Origin of the sequence: Micromonospora sp. NPDC002296 (assembly GCF_040296145.1) — a bacterium.
Lineage (GTDB): Bacteria > Actinomycetota > Actinomycetes > Mycobacteriales > Micromonosporaceae > Micromonospora.
On record NZ_JBEOWQ010000005.1, the window covers coordinates 166,129 to 183,118 of the forward strand.

Annotated in this window: 14 protein-coding genes; 11 read left to right on the top strand and 3 right to left on the bottom strand. The window is 75.7% G+C overall.

Annotation, left to right across the window (positions count from 1 at the left end; translation table 11 throughout):
• Positions 1 to 101: 101 nt before the first annotated feature.
• The 3 genes from ABT023_RS06640 (at position 102) to ABT023_RS06650 (ending at position 3,256) form a co-directional block, all read left to right on the top strand.
• Positions 102 to 821, top strand: a complete 720-nt coding sequence (locus tag ABT023_RS06640; RefSeq protein ID WP_350882544.1) for an MBL fold metallo-hydrolase — start codon at positions 102 to 104, stop codon at positions 819 to 821.
• A 70-nt stretch (positions 822 to 891) separates the two neighbouring features.
• On the top strand, positions 892 to 2,226 hold the full coding sequence (hisS, locus tag ABT023_RS06645) for a histidine--tRNA ligase (RefSeq protein WP_350882411.1): 1,335 nt from the start codon (positions 892 to 894) through the stop codon (positions 2,224 to 2,226).
• Positions 2,227 to 2,320: 94 nt separating this feature from the next.
• Positions 2,321 to 3,256 (top strand): acyl-ACP desaturase, encoded by a 936-nt coding sequence (locus ABT023_RS06650; RefSeq protein ID WP_350882413.1) that lies wholly within the window; start codon positions 2,321 to 2,323, stop codon positions 3,254 to 3,256.
• Positions 3,257 to 3,315: 59 nt separating this feature from the next.
• Here ABT023_RS06650 and ABT023_RS06655 read toward each other — a convergent pair whose 3' ends face one another.
• Positions 3,316 to 4,146, bottom strand: coding sequence for a GDSL-type esterase/lipase family protein (locus ABT023_RS06655; protein ID WP_350882415.1), 831 nt, complete (start codon positions 4,144 to 4,146; stop codon positions 3,316 to 3,318).
• A 258-nt stretch (positions 4,147 to 4,404) separates the two neighbouring features.
• Here ABT023_RS06655 and ABT023_RS06660 point away from each other — a divergent pair, with 258 nt between their 5' ends.
• Positions 4,405 to 5,457 (top strand): S1 family peptidase, encoded by a 1,053-nt coding sequence (locus ABT023_RS06660; RefSeq protein ID WP_350882417.1) that lies wholly within the window; start codon positions 4,405 to 4,407, stop codon positions 5,455 to 5,457.
• A gap of 111 nt (positions 5,458 to 5,568) precedes the next feature.
• Here ABT023_RS06660 and ABT023_RS06665 read toward each other — a convergent pair whose 3' ends face one another.
• Positions 5,569 to 6,180, bottom strand: a complete 612-nt coding sequence (locus ABT023_RS06665; protein WP_350882419.1) for a DUF998 domain-containing protein — start codon at positions 6,178 to 6,180, stop codon at positions 5,569 to 5,571.
• Between the two features lie 190 nt (positions 6,181 to 6,370).
• Here ABT023_RS06665 and aspS point away from each other — a divergent pair, with 190 nt between their 5' ends.
• The 4 genes from aspS (at position 6,371) to ABT023_RS06685 (ending at position 11,120) form a co-directional block, all read left to right on the top strand.
• Complete coding sequence (gene aspS, locus ABT023_RS06670) at positions 6,371 to 8,176, top strand: aspartate--tRNA ligase (protein WP_350882421.1); 1,806 nt, start codon at positions 6,371 to 6,373, stop codon at positions 8,174 to 8,176.
• Between the two features lie 69 nt (positions 8,177 to 8,245).
• Entirely contained in the window at positions 8,246 to 9,061 is an 816-nt protein-coding gene (locus ABT023_RS06675; RefSeq protein ID WP_350882423.1) for a sugar nucleotide-binding protein, read from the top strand.
• An 86-nt stretch (positions 9,062 to 9,147) separates the two neighbouring features.
• Positions 9,148 to 9,735: an ArsR/SmtB family transcription factor gene (locus tag ABT023_RS06680; RefSeq protein WP_350882425.1), complete on the top strand. Its 588-nt coding sequence runs from the start codon at positions 9,148 to 9,150 to the stop codon at positions 9,733 to 9,735.
• Positions 9,732 to 11,120: an MFS transporter gene (locus ABT023_RS06685; protein ID WP_350882426.1), complete on the top strand. Its 1,389-nt coding sequence runs from the start codon at positions 9,732 to 9,734 to the stop codon at positions 11,118 to 11,120. The genes ABT023_RS06680 and ABT023_RS06685 overlap by 4 nt, the downstream gene beginning before the upstream one ends.
• A 51-nt stretch (positions 11,121 to 11,171) precedes the next feature.
• Here the strand turns inward: ABT023_RS06685 and ABT023_RS06690 are convergent, their stop codons facing one another.
• Positions 11,172 to 11,912: a GNAT family N-acetyltransferase gene (locus ABT023_RS06690; RefSeq protein WP_350882428.1), complete on the bottom strand. Its 741-nt coding sequence runs from the start codon at positions 11,910 to 11,912 to the stop codon at positions 11,172 to 11,174.
• Positions 11,913 to 12,048: 136 nt separating this feature from the next.
• On the opposite strand from ABT023_RS06690, the gene ABT023_RS06695 reads away from it, so the two are divergent.
• From ABT023_RS06695 to ABT023_RS06705, 3 genes are all read left to right on the top strand, one after another.
• Positions 12,049 to 12,282 (top strand): hypothetical protein, encoded by a 234-nt coding sequence (locus tag ABT023_RS06695; RefSeq protein WP_350882430.1) that lies wholly within the window; start codon positions 12,049 to 12,051, stop codon positions 12,280 to 12,282.
• Between the two features lie 75 nt (positions 12,283 to 12,357).
• A complete protein-coding gene (locus tag ABT023_RS06700) occupies positions 12,358 to 13,854 on the top strand; it encodes a replication-associated recombination protein A (RefSeq protein WP_350882432.1) in 1,497 nt (498 codons plus the stop codon).
• Between the two features lie 2,429 nt (positions 13,855 to 16,283).
• Positions 16,284 to 16,901 carry a hypothetical protein gene (locus tag ABT023_RS06705; protein WP_350882548.1) on the top strand — a complete coding sequence of 206 codons (618 nt, stop codon included), beginning with the start codon at positions 16,284 to 16,286 and terminating at the stop codon, positions 16,899 to 16,901.
• Positions 16,902 to 16,990 lie beyond the last annotated feature (89 nt).

Genomic DNA, 16,990 nt, shown 5'->3' on the forward strand with positions numbered 1-16,990 from the left:
GCCTCCGGGGGCCCACGGGGCGGGTGGGCCGACGGAATCCGCCCGTCGTTGCGGCTAGGCTGCGAGTGCAGGGACGACAGCTCGACGGAAGGGGAGCGGACGTGCTCGTGGCCGGCTTTCCCGCGGACGCCTTCGGCACCAACTGCTACGTGGTGGCGACCGCGCCGGGGGAGCAGTGCGTGGTGGTCGACCCGGGCATCGGGGTGCTCGACCGGCTCGACGCCGTGCTCGCCGAGCATCGCCTGCACCCGGCCGCCGTGCTGCTCACCCACGGCCACCTCGACCACACCTTCTCCGTCGCGCCGGTCTGCGGCGCCCGGGGCATCACCGCGTACGTCCACCCCGACGACCGGGAGTTGCTGGCCGACCCGGGCAAGGCGCTGTCGATGGACCTCACCCAGCTCTTCGGCGGCCGGCTGCCCTACACCGAGCCCGACGACGTCGCCGAGCTGACCGACGGGGCCACCCTCGCCCTGGCCGGCCTGGAGATCACCGTCGACCACGCCCCGGGCCACACCGGCGGGTCGGTGCTGTTCCGGCTGCCCGGCGCCGGCTCGCCCTGGGAGGCCGAGCAGGTCTGCCTCTCCGGCGACGTGCTCTTCGCCGGCTCGATCGGCCGCACCGACCTGTGGGGCGGCAGCATGCCCCGGATGCTCGCCAGCCTGCGGGACAAGATCCTCCCACTGGCCGACGACACCGTGGTGCTGCCCGGCCACGGCCCCGCGACCACCATCGGTCGTGAGCGCGTGAGCAACCCGTACCTCGTCGAGGTGGCGGGCTCCGGCGGCGCGCGCCCCGCCGCACCCATCCGCGGCCTCTAGATCCTCCGCCCGCGCCGCGCGGGCCACGACCTCACCGCGCCCGGCGGCGCGGAGCTGCAAGGAGTACGCCATGAGCAAGCCCACGCCCATCTCCGGCTTCCCCGAGTGGACGCCGGCGCAGCGGATGATCGAGCAGTTCGTCCTCGACCGGATCCGCGACACCTTCGAGCTGTACGGCTTCGCCCCCCTGGAGACCCGCTCGGTGGAGCCGCTGGACCAGCTCCTGCGCAAGGGGGAGACCTCGAAGGAGGTCTACCTGCTGCGCCGGCTCCAGGCCGACGCCGAGGGCCCGGCCGGGGACGACGCGCTCGGCCTGCACTTCGACCTGACCGTCCCGTTCGCCCGCTACGTGTTGGAGAACGCCGGAAAGCTCCAGTTCCCGTTCCGCCGCTACCAGATCCAGAAGGTGTGGCGGGGCGAGCGCCCGCAGGAGGGCCGCTACCGGGAGTTCCTCCAGGCCGACATCGACATCGTCGACCGGGACACCCTGCCCGCCCACTTCGAGGCCGAGATGCCGCTGGTCATCGGCGACGCGCTGCGGTCGCTGCCGATTCCGCCGGTGCGGATCCAGGTCAACAACCGCAAGATCTGCGAGGGCTTCTACCGGGGCATCGGGCTGACCGACCCGGAGTCCGCCCTGCGCGCGGTCGACAAGCTCGACAAGATCGGCCCGGCGAAGGTGGTCGAGCTGCTGGCCGAGACGGCCGGGGCGAGCGAGGCGCAGGCCAAGGCATGCCTGTCCCTGGCCGAGATCTCCGCCCCGGACGCCTCCTTCGCCGACGCGGTGCGGGCCCTCGGGGTGAGTCACCCGTTGCTCGACGAGGGCGTCGACGAGCTGGTCGCGGTGGTGGAGACCGCCGCCGCGCACTCGCCGGGGCTGTGCGTGGCAGACCTGCGCATCGCCCGTGGCCTGGACTACTACACGGGCACGGTCTACGAGACGCAGTTGGTGGGCTACGAGCGGTTCGGCTCGGTCTGTTCCGGCGGCCGGTACGACAACCTGGCCAGCTCGGGGGCCGCCCGGTTCCCGGGGGTGGGCATCTCGATCGGGGTGACCCGGCTGCTCGGCCTGCTCTTCGGCGCCGACGCCCTGTCGGTGTCCCGCAGCGTGCCGACCTGCGTGCTGGTCGCGGTCATCGCCGAGGAACAGCGGGCGGCCAGCAACGCCGTGGCCGACGCGCTGCGCAGCCGGGGCGTGCCCACCGAGGTGTCGCCGAGCGCGGCGAAGTTCGGCAAGCAGATCCGCTACGCCGAGCGACGCGGCATCCCGTACGTGTGGTTCCCGGGGGCCGAGGGCGCGGCGGACGAGGTGAAGGACATCCGCTCCGGCGAGCAGGTGGCCGCGGCGGCGGGGGAGTGGACCCCGCCCCGGGCGGACCTGCGCCCGCTGATCGGGCAGGGCTGAGGGCCGCCGGCAACGCCCACGAGCTGGCGTTACTGGCGCGTACGCCGACGAGCACCTACGGTTGCGTAAGTTACGGAACCGTAGGGAGATCGTCGTGACCGCACTGAGCCAGACCGCCCTGCTCGTCGAGCTCGAGCCCGTCGTGGAGAAGAACCTCGACCGGCACCTCTCGATGGCCAAGGAGTGGTTCCCGCACGAGTACGTGCCGTGGAGCGAGGGTCGCACCTTCGACGGCCCGCTCGGCGGCGAGGCGTGGTCGGCGTCGGACTCGACGATCCCCGAGGTGGCGCGCACCGCGCTGATCGTGAACCTGCTCACCGAGGACAACCTCCCCTCGTACCACCACCAGATCGCCACCCTCTTCGGCCCGGACGGGGCGTGGGGGACCTGGGTGGGCCGGTGGACGGCGGAGGAGGGGCGGCACGGCACCGCCATCCGGGACTACCTGACCGTGACCCGGGCGGTCGACCCGGTGGCCCTGGAGCGGGCCCGGATGGTGCACATGACGGCCGGGTACTCCAACTCCCACGACGACTCGATGCTGCGCTCGCTGGCGTACGTGTCGTTCCAGGAGCTGGCCACCCGGATCTCGCACCGCAACACCGGCCGGGTCACCGGCGACCCGGCCTGCGAGGCGCTGCTGGCCCGCGTCGCGGCCGACGAGAACCTGCACATGGTCTTCTACCGCAACCTGCTCGCCGCCGCCCTGGACCTCGACCCGAGCCAGACGATGCGGGCGATCGCCGAGGTGCTGGCGGACTTCCAGATGCCCGGCGTGGGCATCGAGGGCTTCGCCCGCAAGTCGGTGGCGATCGCCCTCGCCGGCATCTACGACCTGCGCCAGCACCGCGACGAGGTGGTCGTCCCGGTGCTGCGTCAGTGGGACGTGTTCAACGTCTCCGGCCTGGACGCCGACGGCGAGGCGGCTCGTGATGAGATCGCCGCCCACCTGGACACTCTCGAGACCCACGCGTCCCGCTTCGAGGAGAAGCGCGACGCCCGCGCCGCCCGCCTCGCCGCCGCCCGCTAACCCCACCCCGCCCTCCTCTCCCTCGCAGCGCAGGGTGCCGCTGGCGACCGGGCCTCTGGTCACCAGCCGAAGCCGGCGGCGTACGAGACGTCGGCGAGCACCTGTTGGCCGGTGCTGTTCGGGTGGAAGTAGTCCCAGCCGGAGAGCTGACCCAGGGTGAACGGATAGCCGAACACGGCGTTGTCGTCGAAGTCGCAGTTCGGGCCGTACGCGGCGCACGCCTGGGCGAGCTGGGTGTTGTAGTCGACCACCCGCTGGCGGACCCGGGCCCGCCGGTCCACGTCGGCCTGGGCCGTGGACGTGGGGTTGGCCAGCATGGACTGGCAGATGCTGAACAGCGACCAGGCTGTGCGGGCGCTGCCGCTGTCCTTGCCGACCGACCAGAGCCGGTGGATGTCCGGAACGCTGACCAGGAGCACCCGGGCGTCGGGCAGGCCCGCCCTGATCCGGCCGAGCGCGGCGTCGACGTTGGCCCGGTAGGTGGCCGCCGGCGTCATCGTCGACTCCGAACTGGTGCACGCGTCGTTGGCGCCGATCAGCATCGTCACGTACCCGACGCCCTGGCTGACCGCGGTGGCCGCCTGGCCGGGCATGTCGGCGGACTTCGCGCCGGTCTTCGCGTCGTTGTGGTTGTTCCCGGCGATCGCCGGGTTGACCGCCCGGATGCGCAGGTAGTGACTGTTCACCGAGGACGTGTCGCCGGTGCTGAACGAGCGGGAGGTGCAGTCGACGAACCAGCCGCAGGCGTTGAAGCCGCGGGTGATCGAGTCGCCGAGACTGGCCATCGAGGCGGGCGCCGGGCCGGCGTCGGCGTGGGCGGCGGTGGCGCCGAGCGGGACGAGGACGGTGGCGGCGGCCAGGGTGGCCAGGACGCGTCGAACAGGGTTCATGGTGGCCTCCGGATCACGGGTGCCGATGAAATGAATCGGAGTCCATCGATCATATAGATCGATTCCGGTGGCTACAATGTTGCTGGTCCGCGTCGTGTTCGGCCCAGGCGGAACGGGTGGAGCCAGGCCTTGCCGGTGATCTTAAATATGTGAATACTTCACTTTGCCGGGTCGGTTTCCCCCAGATCCGGTCGCTTGGTCCTCGGGTCCGTCACCCCCCCCGGCGCGACCCGTCACCCCCTCCCTGGAGGTTGTTGTATGCGACCCACGAGGTCATCGCTGCTCCGCGCCGCGTCCGTAGCCGCAGCCGGAACCCTGGTCGCCGGCGCGCTGATCGGCGCGCCCGCCCAGGCCGCGCCCTCGCCCGCTTCGCCCGACGCCGCGGCCACCCTGGCCGAGCGGCTCGGTGACCGCTCCGCCGGCACGTACGCCGATGCCAGCGGCAAGATGGTCGTCACCGTGACCGACGAGGCCGCCGCCCGTCAGGTCCGCGCCTCCGGCGCGACCGCGAAGATCGTGAAGCGGGGCGCCGTGGAGCTCAACCGGGCCACCGCCGAGCTGGAGCGCTCGGCGAAGATCCCGGGCACCGCCTGGTGGACCGACGCGGTCACCAACCAGGTCGTCGTCTCCGTCGACAGCACCGTCACCGGCGCCAAGCTGGAGCGGGTCAAGGCCGCCGCCGCCCGGACCGGCGGCGCCGTCCGCGTCGAGGCCGAGGCCGGCGTGCTGAGCACCCGGATCTCCGGTGGCCAGGCGATCTACGCGGGTGGTGGCGGCCGCTGCTCGCTGGGCTTCAACGTCCGCAACAGCGCCGGCACCACCTTCTTCCTGACCGCCGGGCACTGCACCAACATCGCGTCGAGCTGGTACTCCAACTCGGGCCAGACCAGCATCCTGGGCACCCGCACCGGCAGCAGCTTCCCGGGCAACGACTACGGCATCGTCCGGCACAGCAACTCCGCCAACGCCACGGGCAACGTGTCCCTCTACAACGGCAGCTACCGGGACGTCACCGGCGCGGCCAACGCCTATGTCGGTCAGAGCGTGCAGCGCTCCGGCAGCACCACCGGCCTCAAGGGCGGCTCGGTGACCGCCACGAACGCCACGGTGAACTACGCCGAGGGCAGCGTCTCCGGCCTGATCCGCACCAACGTCTGCGCCGAGCCCGGTGACAGCGGCGGCTCGCTGTTCAGCGGCAGCAGCGCCGTCGGCCTCACCTCCGGCGGCAGCGGCAACTGCTCCTCCGGCGGCACCACGTTCTTCCAGCCGGTCACCGAGCCGATGAGCGTCTACGGCGTCAGCATCATCTGATCCACCGCACCGTCCGCGAAGCGGGTCGCCGGCCTCCCGGTGGCCCGCTTCCGGCGTACCGGGGGAAGGCGGCGACCGGCGGGCGCGCCCGGGGGCCGGCCGAAGGGCCGGTCACGGTGAACCGACTGCTCGCCGTCGGCCACCACCGAGAGCCAGCACCGCCAGCAGCGGGCAGAGGGCCTCGGCCCCGGCCGCCACCCGCTCGGCCAGGCCGAGCCGGGCGCCGCCGCCGACCAGCTCCACGACCAGCCAGCCCACCAGGCCCAGCAGCAGCGCCGCTGCGGCCGTACCGTGGGCTGCCGGCACCGCGGCGGCGTCGCCGGGCGGGCGGCGCGCCGGCGCGGCGAGGGCCGGCCAGAGCGCCAGCGCGCCGAAGGTGACCACGGCGGCGGCGCGGTGCGGGGCGGAGGTGCCGCTCATGGCCGGCAGCGGGAGCGCCGCGACGGCCAGCGTGGCCACCCCGCCGAGGGCGAGCAGCAGGCGGCCGGCGGGCCGCACCGGCCGCAGCCCGGCCGCGGTCACGCAGTGGCACAGCCCCAGGCCGATCAGCCCGACAGTCATGATCCACCGGTCCGTGGCGTCGACCGCCGCGAGCGCGCTGATCGTGCCGCCCACCTGGTCGAAGCCGCCCGGCTGCCGGGCCGCCGCGAGCGTCCAGCCACCGATCAGGAGCACCGGGGCGGCGGCGGAGGAGAACAGGGCCCAGCGGGGTACGACGCGCACCGCCACACGGTACGCGAGCGCGCTTCGCGACCGCTGCCGGTGGCGCGGGACGGGCGCCGGTCCGGCGCGCGCCGGGCTCGCCCGGTGGCGGCGCCGTCCGGGTGCCGTCGGCCGCCCGGTGGCGGCGGGGGACGGGGCGCCCTGACAGAATGCGGGGGCAGACCGACCGCAGATGAGGGAGACGCAAGCCGTGATCCGTACCCATGACGCCGGCAGCCTGCGCGCGACGGACGCCGGCACCACGGTGACGCTCGCCGGGTGGGTGGCCCGCCGGCGCGACCACGGCGGTGTCATCTTCGTCGACCTGCGCGACGGCTCCGGCATCGTCCAGGTGGTCTTCCGCGAGGAGGACGCCCACGCGCTGCGCAACGAGTTCTGCGTGAAGGTGACCGGCGAGGTGACCCGCCGCCCCGAGGGCAACGAGAACCCGGAGCTGCCCACCGGCGAGGTCGAGGTGACCGCCAGCGAGCTGGAGGTGCTCTCGGAGGCCGCGCCGCTGCCGCTGCCCGTCGACGACCAGATCGAGGCCGGCGACGACATCCGGCTCAAGTACCGCTACCTCGACCTGCGCCGGGGCGGCCCGGCGAAGGCGATGCGGCTGCGCTCGCGGGCCAACCAGCTCGCCCGGGGCGTGCTGCACGAGCGGGACTTCCTGGAGATCGAGACCCCGACGCTGACCCGGTCCACCCCGGAGGGCGCCCGCGACTTCCTGGTCCCGGTCCGCCTCCAGCCCGGCAGCTGGTACGCCCTGCCGCAGTCCCCGCAGCTGTTCAAACAGCTGCTCATGGTGGGCGGCATGGAGCGGTACTACCAGATCGCCCGCTGCTACCGGGACGAGGACTTCCGCGCCGACCGGCAGCCGGAGTTCACCCAGCTCGACATCGAGATGTCCTTCGTCACCGAGGACGACGTGATCGACCTCGGCGAGGCGATCGTCTCGGCACTGTGGAAGGACCTCGCCGACCACGAGATCGCCCGGCCGATCCCGCGGATCACCTGGCACGACGCCATGGCCCGGTACGGCTCCGACAAGCCCGACCTGCGCTACGGCGTCGAGCTGACCGAGCTGACCGACTACCTGCGCGGCACCGCGTTCCGGGTCTTCGCCGGCGCGATCGACGCGGGCGGGTACGTCGGCGCGGTCGTCATGCCGGGCGGGGCGGCCCAGAGCCGCAAGGAGCTGGACGGCTGGCAGGACTGGGCCAAGGCGCGCGGTGCCAGGGGCCTGGCGTACGTGGTGCTCGACGCCGAGACCGGCGAGGCGCGCGGCCCGGTGGCGAAGAACCTCTCCGCCGAGCACCTGGCCGGGCTGGCCGACGCCGTCGGCGCGAAGCCGGGCGACGCGGTCTTCTTCGCCGCCAGCACCGCCACCCGGGAGGCGCAGGAGCTGCTCGGCGCGGCCCGGATCGAGATCGCCAAGCGGGCCAAGCTGATCGACGAGTCCGCCTGGGCGTTCTGCTGGGTCGTCGACGCGCCGATGTTCGAGCGCACCGACGAGGGTGGCTGGACGGCCGTGCACCACCCGTTCACCTCACCGAACACCGAGTGGGTCGACCGGTTCGAGGAGGCCCCGGACCGGGCCCTGGCCTACGCGTACGACATCGTCTGCAACGGCAACGAGATCGGTGGCGGGTCTATCCGTATCCACCGGGGCGACGTGCAGAAGCGGGTCTTCGACCTGCTCGGCATCACCCCGGAGGAGGCGCAGGACAAGTTCGGCTTCCTGCTGGAGGCGTTCAAGTACGGCGCCCCGCCGCACGGCGGCATCGCGTTCGGCTGGGACCGGGTCTGCATGCTGCTCGCCGGCGCGGACTCGATCCGCGAGGTCATCGCGTTCCCGAAGACCCGGGGCGGGTTCGACCCGCTGACCGGCGCGCCGACCCCGATCACCGGGCAGCAGCGCGCCGAGGCGGGCATCGACGGCAAGCCGAAGCCGGCCGCCGCCGCGCACACCGGCACCGCCGGCCCGGCCGCCCCGGTGGCGGACCCGGTCTGAGTCGGTCTTTTCGCAGGTTCGGCGGGGCGTCACCGAGGTGGCGCCCCGCCGCCGTGGAGGGGGAAGAGCATGACGCTGCTCGTGGTGGGCGCCAGCGGGTACCTCGGCGCCGAGGTGTGCCGGCAGGCCGTCGCGGCGGGGGAGCGGGTGGTCGGCACGTACCACGCGAACCCCGTCGAGTTGGCCGGCGTCGAGGCGCGTCGGGTCGACGTGACCGACCGGGCCGCCGTGCGCGCGCTGGTCGCGGCCGTGCGGCCCGCCGCCGTGGTGAGCACGTCCGCCCGGTACGACGACTGGACGGTCACCGCCGACGGCGCGGCCCACGTGGCGTACGCCGCCGCCGAGGCGGGGGCCCGGCTGGTGCATCTGTCCAGCGACGCGCTGCACGGCGGCCGGCCCGAGCCGTACGCCGACGACGAAGTCCCCGCCCCGGTCTTCCCGTACGGGGCGGCGAAGGCGGCGGCGGAGACCGCCGTGCGGGCGGTCGACCCTCAGGCGGCGCTGGTGCGTACCTCGTTGATCGTCGGCGACGAGCGGAGCAGGCAGATCCGGCTCTGCCTGGACGCTCTGGCCGGCCGGGTGAGCCTGTTCACCGACGAGATCCGCTGCCCGGTCAACGTGGTCGACCTGGCCGCCGCCGTGCTGGAGTTGGTGAAGGGCGACCACGCCGGCCCGCTCAACGTGGCCGGCCCGGAGGCGGTCAGCCGCGCCGAGCTGGGTCTGCTGGTGGCCCGCCGGTTCGGCATCGACCCGGCCGGCCTGAGGACCGCCACCAGCGCCGCGTCGGGCCTGGTCCGCCCCACCGAGGTACGTCTCGACAGCTCCCGCGCCGCCGTCCTGCTCCGCACCCGCCTGCGCGGCGTTGGCGAGATTCTCGCCCCCTGAACTTCCTCGCTCGGTGCTGTCGGATCATGCACACTTCCTATGCATAGGTATTGTGCACAGGAAGTGTGCACACGTATTGTGCTGCCATGGGGAACGACGAGAGGAAGCCGCGCCAGGTGCGGCTGGACCACCGACAGGTGCGGGTGCTGGCCCACCCGCTTCGGCTGCGGCTGCTCGGCGCGCTGCGGGTCCACGGGCCCGCCACCGCCACCGGGCTCGCCGAGCTGCTCGACACCAACACCGGCGCCACCAGCTACCACCTGCGCCAGCTCGCCGAGGCCGGGCTCGTCGTGGAGGATCCCGACCTGGCCAGCGGCCGGCAGCGCTGGTGGAAGGCGGCACACGAACTCAGCAGCTGGGAGCCGACCGACTTCGACGACGACCCGGACGCCCGGGCCGCGATCGAGTGGATCCAGGGCGACCAGGTGCGGCTGATCGCCGAGCAGGCCGAGCGGTGGTTCGCCGCCCAGCAGGACTGGTCGCCCGCCTGGCGGGACGCCGTCGGCATCAACGACACCCTGCTGCACCTGGGGCCGGACCGGCTCCGGGCGCTGGAGGCGGAGGTGTGGCAAATCCTGATGCGCTACCGCGACGAGTCCGCCCCCGACGAGCCGGACGCCCAGCCGGTGAACGTCCACCTGGTCGCGTACCCGATCATCGGCCGGCCCCGGTGAGCGCGCTCACCGTACGTCAGATCCGGTCCCGCTACCTGGCCCTCTACGGCCTGCGCTGGCTGCCCACCGGCCTGCTGATTCCGGTCCTGATCCTGCTGATGCAGGAGCGCGGCCTGTCGCTGTCGGAGATCGGCCTGGTCGTCACCGCGCAGGGCCTGGTGGTGCTGGCGCTGGAGCTGCCCACCGGCGGGCTGGCCGACGCCCTGGGCCGCAAGCCGGTGCTGGTCACCGCCGGGGTGCTCAACCTGGTCTCCCTGGCGCTGTTCGCGGTCGCCGACTCCGTCGCCCTGTTCTTCCTGGTCTTCGCGGTCCAGGGGGCCTACCGGGCGCTCGACAGTGGCCCCCTGGAGTCCTGGTACGTCGACGCCACCCTCCTGGCCGACCCCGACGCCGAGTACGAGCGCGGCCTCGGCCACGCCGGCACGGTCGCCGGTGTCGCCATCGCCGGCGGCGCACTGCTCAGCGGTGGTCTCATCGCGCTCGGCCCGGTCGGACCGGCGAGCGCGCTGACCGTGCCGGTGCTGGCCGCCCTCGCGGCGCAGGCCGTGGCGCTGGCCGCGCTGATGACGCTGCTGGTCGAGGTCCGGCCCGCCCGGGGATCCGGGGCGCTGCGCGCGTCGGTCGCCGAGGCGCCCCGGATGGTCGGGCAGGCGTTCGGCCTGCTGCGCCGCTCCCGGGTGCTGCTCGCCCTGGTGGCGGTGGAGCTGTTCTGGGGCTTCGGCATGGTCACCTTCGAGTCGCTGCTGCCGGTCCGGCTCGCCGAGGTGATCGGTGACCCCGAGCGGGCCGCCGCGCTGCTCGGCCCGGCCAGCTCCGCCGCCTGGCTCGCCTCGGCCGCCGGGGCCGCGCTGACCCCGCTGCTGCTGCGCTGGCCGGGGGCGGCGCCCGGCGCCGCGCTGCTGCGGGTTCTCCAGGGTGCGACCGTGGTCGGGATGGGGCTGCTCGCCGGCCCCGTCGGGGTGCTGGTCGCGTACCTGGCCTGCTACACCGTGCACGGCGCGTCGAACCCGCTGCACCTGGGGCTGCTGCACCGGCAGGTCGACGGCCCGTACCGGACCAGCGTGTTGTCGCTCAACTCGATGATGGCCCAGCCGGCCGGCGCCCTGGGCGCGGTGGCACTGACCGTGCTGGCCGACCGCACCAACGTCAGCACGGCGATGCTGGTCGGCGCGGTGGTCCTCGCCCTGGCCGCGCCGCTCTACCTGCCGGCCTGGCGGGCCGCCCGTCGCGCGACCCCCGCCGCCGCGCCGCAGGCCGGTTCCGCCGCTGCTCACCCGGCCGGCCCCGACGCCGGACCCGCCGCCGAGCCGCCGGTCGGGTCCGCCCCCGGCCCCGGCGGCGTCCCCGCCGGGGCGGTCGCCGCGTCCGCCGACCCCGGCCGGTAGCCCGGGGTCGCTCCGCCACCGGGGCGTCGGGAGGATGCCCCGTTGACCGCCTCAGGCGAGGTGGACCGAGCTGCGGGCCAGGCTGTCGCGGAAGCCGAGGCGCCGGTAGAGCCGTGCCGCCCCCACGTTGTGCGTGTAGACGCCGAGCGCGACGTGGTCGTACCGGGCGGACAGCGCCCGGGCCATCCCGGCGGTGAGGGCCGCGCCGAGGCCCCGGCCCCGGGCGGCGGGGGCGACGGTCAGCCCGGACAGGAAGCCGAGGTCGCCCCGGCTGCGGTCCGCGCCGCAGGCGACCAGCCGCTCGCCGTCGCGGATGCCGTACCAGTCGACGACGCGCGGGTCGCCCGGGCGGGAGGTGGTGGTCGGGAAGGCCTCCTCGATCAGCTCCGCCAGCGCCGGATGGTCCGCCCCGGTGAGCCGGACCACCCGCTCCTCGCCGGTCTGCACAGGCGGGGGAGCGGCGGTCCACCGGAAGTCCCAGTCGTCGATCCGGGACGTGGCCAGCCGGCCGGCCAGCTCTGCGGCGGCGAGACGGGGCAGGTGCAGCCACTGGCCGGGCCGGACCTCCCCGGCGGCGACCAGCTCGGCGAAGAGGTCCACCGCCGGCCCCACCCCGCCGAGCGCACCGCCGGCCGCGCCCTGACCGGGCGGGAGCAGCCACACCACGGCGTCGTCCAGTCGCCAGCCGCGCGGCTCGTCGCCGCGCCACAGCGAGTGCCGGGCGTACGGATGCCGGCCGGCGGCGTCGAGGATCGCGGCCCGTCCCTCCAGGGCCTGGTCGGCGGTGATCATGTCGCCAGCCTAGAACCCGTCCGGGCCCGGCCGGCGATCGACCTACGCGGACAGCCATCCACGGTGGAGATTGGCGATCGGACCGGTTGGGTACATCACCCGACGACCTACTGCGAACCCCCACCGGAGGACCGACATGCTCGCCATTCTCGCGGCCATCGTCTTCGGCTTCGCCTTGTTGATCGACCTTCTCGACACCAACTTCGGCGCACCGGACCTGTTCAACGTGCACACCCTGCTGATGCTCGGTCTGCTGCTGCTCTCCCTCTACCTGGCCGGCGTCGGCAGCGGCCCGCGCGGTGGTGGCGGCGGCGGTGGCGGCGGTGGCCGCGGCCGCTGGTACCGGGGCCGGCGCCCCGGTCGGGGCTGACCGGAACTGATCACTCCGGGCCGGGTCCACGCCGCTGTTCCGGCGGCGCGGACCCGGCCCGGTAGTGTCTTCCCGATGGAGTCCGACGCCCTCTTCTCCCTCGGTGCGCCCGCCGGGGCGCCCAGCGCCCCCACGGGGTCCGTCGGCGTCGACGGCTTCACCCCGGTGTCGGCCGACTCGCCCCTGCCCGTCCGGATGCGCCCGGCCGGCATCGACGAACTGGTCGGGCAGGACCACCTCCTCGCACCCGGTGCCCCGCTACGCCAGCTCGTCGGCGGCGTCACCCCGATGTCGGTGATCCTCTGGGGCCCGCCGGGCAGCGGCAAGACGACCATCGCCCACCTGGTGGCCCAGGCCACCGATCGCCGCTTCGTGGCGATGTCGGCGCTCTCCGCCGGGGTGAAGGACGTCCGCGCGGTGATCGACACCGCCCGCCGGCAGCGCCGCTCGGGTGGCCCGCCGACCGTGCTGTTCATCGACGAGGTGCACCGGTTCAGCAAGACCCAGCAGGACTCGCTGCTCGCCGCCGTGGAGGACCGGACGGTCACCCTGCTCGCGGCGACCACCGAGAACCCGTACTTCTCGGTCATCTCGCCGCTGCTGTCCCGGTGCGTGCTGCTCACCCTCCAGCCGCTGGACGACGACGCCGTGCGCGGCCTGCTGCGCCGCGCGGTCACCGACCCCCGCGGCCTCGCCGGCGCGCTCACCCTCGAGACCGATGCCGAGGACCACCTCGTCCGCCTCGCCGGCGGCGACGTGCGCAAGGCGCTGACCGCGCTGGAGGCGGCTGCCGCCTCGGCCACCGCGCTGGGCGTCGAGCGGATCGAGCTGGCCACCGCCGAGCAGGCGGTGGACGTCGCCGCGGTGCGCTACGACCGGGCCGGCGACGCCCACTACGACGTCACCAGCGCCCTGATCAAGAGCATGCGCGGCTCCGACGTGGACGCCGCGCTGCACTGGCTGGCCCGGATGCTGGTGGCCGGTGAGGACGCCCGGTTCATCGTCCGCCGCCTGGTCATCTTCGCCAGCGAGGACGTCGGGATGGCCGACCCGACCGCGTTGGGCGTGGCGACCGCCGCCGCCCAGGCGGTCGAGTTCGTCGGCCTGCCCGAGGCCCAGCTCAACCTCGCCCAGGCGGTGATCCACCTGGCCACCGCGCCGAAGTCCAACTCGGCGACCAGCGCGATCGGGGCCGCGATGGCCGACGTCCGCGCCGGGCGGGGCGGGCCGGTGCCCCGTAACCTGCGCGACGCCCACTACTCCGGGGCCCGCGGGCTCGGTCACGGCGTGGGCTACCGCTACCCGCACGACGACCCCCGAGGGGTGGTCACCCAGCAGTACGCTCCGGACGACCTCGTCGGGGCCGACTACTACCGGCCCAGCGGGCACGGCGCCGAGCGGTCGGTGGCCAACCGGCTGCCGTTGCTGCGCCGGATCGTCCGAGGGCTGCCCGCCCCGGCGCGTCCGGACGCGCCGGCCCCCGCCGGGAACGGCCGCCACCTGTCGGGCAACGGGCACGCCACCGTGGCGGACGAGGACGGCGCAGACGCCGTCGGGGAGGGTCAGCAGTGAGATCCCGTGGTTCGGAGCGACCGGAGGACGGCCCCGACGAGCAGCGCGCCAAGGGGCGTCGGTGGGGTCGGGGTCGACCCGACAGCGAGCCCGAGGAGCCGGTGAGCGGCGAGGAGTTCGGCTGGATCGACGACCTGCGGTCCGCCAAGCAGCAGCGCGCCGAACTGGGCCCCGACGGTCTCCCACCCGGCGAGGTCCCGCCGCCTGGCCGGCCCGACCCGGCGGCCCGGCGCGGCCCGGCCGGACCCCCGGCCGCGCCCCCGGGGCGCGGCGGTGAACCCGGCCCCGCCCGGCCCCGCCCGGTCGACGGGCCGTGGCCCGGTTCGCCGGAGCCGGGCCCCCCCCCCGCCCCGGCCACCCCGCCCCGCCCGCCGCACGGCACCCCCGCGTCACCGGCCGTCCCGCCCCGCCCGCCGCACGGTACGCCCCCGTCACCGGCGGCCCCGCCGGTCCGCCCGGCTCAGGGCCCGACTCCGTCGGCCGCACCACCGACCGCTCCGGCCCACCCGCCGTACCCCGCGGCGCGGCAGGCCCGGCCGCCGTACCCGGCAGACGCCACGCCCCGGCCTGCGCAGGTCGGCCCGGAGCCGGCCCGCGACCAGCCCCGTGCGGCCGGTCCCGGCGGCCCGGCGGGCGGCCCGCCGGGGGACCAGCCCCGGCCGCAGGGAGCCACACCGGGAGCCGGCGTACCCGGGCACCTCTCCCGCCCACAGGGCCCACCGGCAGCTCCGGCCGTAGGCGGGGACCAGCCCCCGACCGGCGGCTGGCCGGTCGGCCCGGGCGGGCCGCCGCCCGCCGGCCGGGCCACCGCCGCCGCGCGCCGCCCGGCCCCGGAGTCGACCCCGCCGCCCCGCCGCGTCACGCCGGCGCAGCCCTCCGTCGTCGGTGCGTCCCACCCGGCCCCGGCCGACTTGCCCCGGCACGAGCCGGGGGAGCACCCCGGCAGGGGCCCCGGCGGTCCAATCGTGGCCGGGCCGGGCGGGCCGACCGGCCGTGGTGTCGCCGGGCCGGACGAGCCGACCGGCCGTGGTGTCGCCGGGCCGGTCCCGCCCGTGGCCCGCCCGACCGGTCGCCGGCGTGCCACCGAGGAGCCGCCGCCGGTCGTCCCGCTCAGCGGCAACGCCCCCCCGGTGCCCGGTCTGCCGGCCGGTCCGCCGCCGACTGCGGCCCAGGGCGGGGGCGGACCGCGGCGCGGCCGGCCCGAACCGGGCCCGGACGAGGCCGCCGCTCGCCGCCGGGCCACCCCCGCCGGCCCGGCGGACGAGGGCCCCGACGAGCGGGGCGGGGCGACGTCGGGCAGGGGCGACCGTCCGCAGCGCGCGGCGGAGTGGCTCCGCCAGGCCGGCCGCGGCAGCCACACCGACCCCGCCATGCCGATGGTCAACCGTGCCGCCGTGCCGCCTGCGCCACCGGCCGTCGTGCCCCCGGTCGGGGAACCGACCGGCGCCCGCCGGGTCGTCGGCGACGCCGGGCGGGCGTCCGTCGGCCGGAGCCGACCGGGTGTCGCGCCCGCCGCCGGGCCGGGGGACTCCGGCCCGCGGGCCGCCGCCCCGCCCCGCCCGCCGGCCGCCGCCCCGCCCCGCCCGCCGGCGGCTCCCCGCCCCGGCGAGGTCGGGCCGCCCCGGGAACCGGGTACGGGCGAGATCCGGCCGCCGCACGAACGCGTCGCGGGTGAGGCCCGGCCGCCCCGGGAACGGATCCCGGGAGAGCCGGGCACCGGCGAGGTCGGTGGGCCCCGCGACCCCGGAACCGGCCAGCTCCGGCCGTCGGGTCCGGCGCGGGGCGCCGCCCGCCCCGGCGCGCCCGCCGACGCACCGTACCCGGGCCGCGCGGCCGTCCCCGAGGATCGCCGGTCGCCGGCCGGTCCGACCGGGCTCGTCCCGCGCCCGGGCGCCGCCCCCGTCCCTGGTGTCGCCGCCGCCTCCGGTGCCGCCCCCGCCCCGGGTACGGCCCCCGGCGCCCGGTCGGGTGTCCGGCCCGGTGCTGCCGGTCCGCGCCCGGGTGCCGAGTCCGCCCCCGGAACTCCGTCGGAGACCGGGGTCCGCCCGGGCGCGCCCGCAGGCCGGGCGACCCCGCCCGGCGTGCCCGCCGGTCCCGCCGTCCGACCCCCCGTGGCCCGGGTGGGGACCCCCGATGGCGGGCCGGAGGACCGGGTGGCCGGTCGGGCCGCCCCGCCACCGCACGAGCCCGGTCGCGACGAGCCCGCCGCCGGCCCGTCCCCGGCCCGTCCCGAGCAGCCACCCGCAGTCGCCCGGGCCGCCGTGGTGGTGCCTTCCGCAGACGCCTCCGCCGGCCGACCCGGGCCGGAGCCCGCCGGGCAGACCGCGGGCGAGGTGACGCTGCACCCTGACGGCGCCGACGGCCCCGCCGGGGAGGTCACCGCCGGCCCCGGCGGCCTGCGCGGTGCCCGCTCGGAGCTGCGCCGGCGGATGCGGGAGCGCCGCCGGCTCCGGATGGGCGTGCTCGCCCTGGTCAGCCTGGTGCTGCTCGGCGCGATCCCGCTCTACTTCGGCCTCCGGGCGCTGAGCCACGACCCGGTCTTCGACACCCTGGACGAGCTGGACGTGCCCGGTTGGGCGGCCACGGAGAGCGTCGACAACGTCAGCGGCAGCCGCTGGTGCCTGGAGGAGTGTCGGCTGCGCGAGCGGACCGTCGAGTCCGAGCGGCCGGTTAAGGAGACCACGCAGGCGTACGAGCGCGCCCTGACCGGGGACGGCTGGCGGGAGTGGAAGGTGAGCCGCTGCCCGGAGCAGCAGCCGAAGGGCGTGTACACGTGCTGGCGCCGCGACGAGCTGACCCTCGACCTGTGGGTGCGCGAGCCGACCTGCGTCCCGCCGCCGGTCGACGGCGAGCCCGCGCCGACGCCGCAGGCCTCGCCCGCAGCGCGGGAGTGCACCGGCTCGTTGGTGTCGGTGAAGGTCCGCAACGCGATCGACGACGAGCGGACCCGGCCGCAGCCGAGCACCGACCCGTCACTCACCGGTGAGGATCCCTTCCCGACCCTGAGCGAGGATCCGCTCGGCGAGCCGACACCCTCACCGTCGTGAGCCGGGTTTCATAACTGACGGTAGGGTCTGGGGCTGGCAGGTCCGCCTGCTCCCGCTGACCCGGCGAGGGTCACCGAGCGCCGGTGCGG

Coding starts and splice junctions, on each gene's coding strand:
- hisS (WP_350882411.1), top strand. CDS start 892: ATGAGCAAGCCCACGCCCATCTCCGGCTTCCCCGAGTGGACGCCGGCG.
- ABT023_RS06655 (WP_350882415.1), bottom strand. CDS start 4,146: ATGAACCCTGTTCGACGCGTCCTGGCCACCCTGGCCGCCGCCACCGTC.
- ABT023_RS06660 (WP_350882417.1), top strand. CDS start 4,405: ATGCGACCCACGAGGTCATCGCTGCTCCGCGCCGCGTCCGTAGCCGCA.
- ABT023_RS06675 (WP_350882423.1), top strand. CDS start 8,246: ATGACGCTGCTCGTGGTGGGCGCCAGCGGGTACCTCGGCGCCGAGGTG.
- ABT023_RS06680 (WP_350882425.1), top strand. CDS start 9,148: ATGGGGAACGACGAGAGGAAGCCGCGCCAGGTGCGGCTGGACCACCGA.
- ABT023_RS06690 (WP_350882428.1), bottom strand. CDS start 11,912: ATGATCACCGCCGACCAGGCCCTGGAGGGACGGGCCGCGATCCTCGAC.
- ABT023_RS06695 (WP_350882430.1), top strand. CDS start 12,049: ATGCTCGCCATTCTCGCGGCCATCGTCTTCGGCTTCGCCTTGTTGATC.
- ABT023_RS06700 (WP_350882432.1), top strand. CDS start 12,358: ATGGAGTCCGACGCCCTCTTCTCCCTCGGTGCGCCCGCCGGGGCGCCC.
- ABT023_RS06705 (WP_350882548.1), top strand. CDS start 16,284: ATGCGGGAGCGCCGCCGGCTCCGGATGGGCGTGCTCGCCCTGGTCAGC.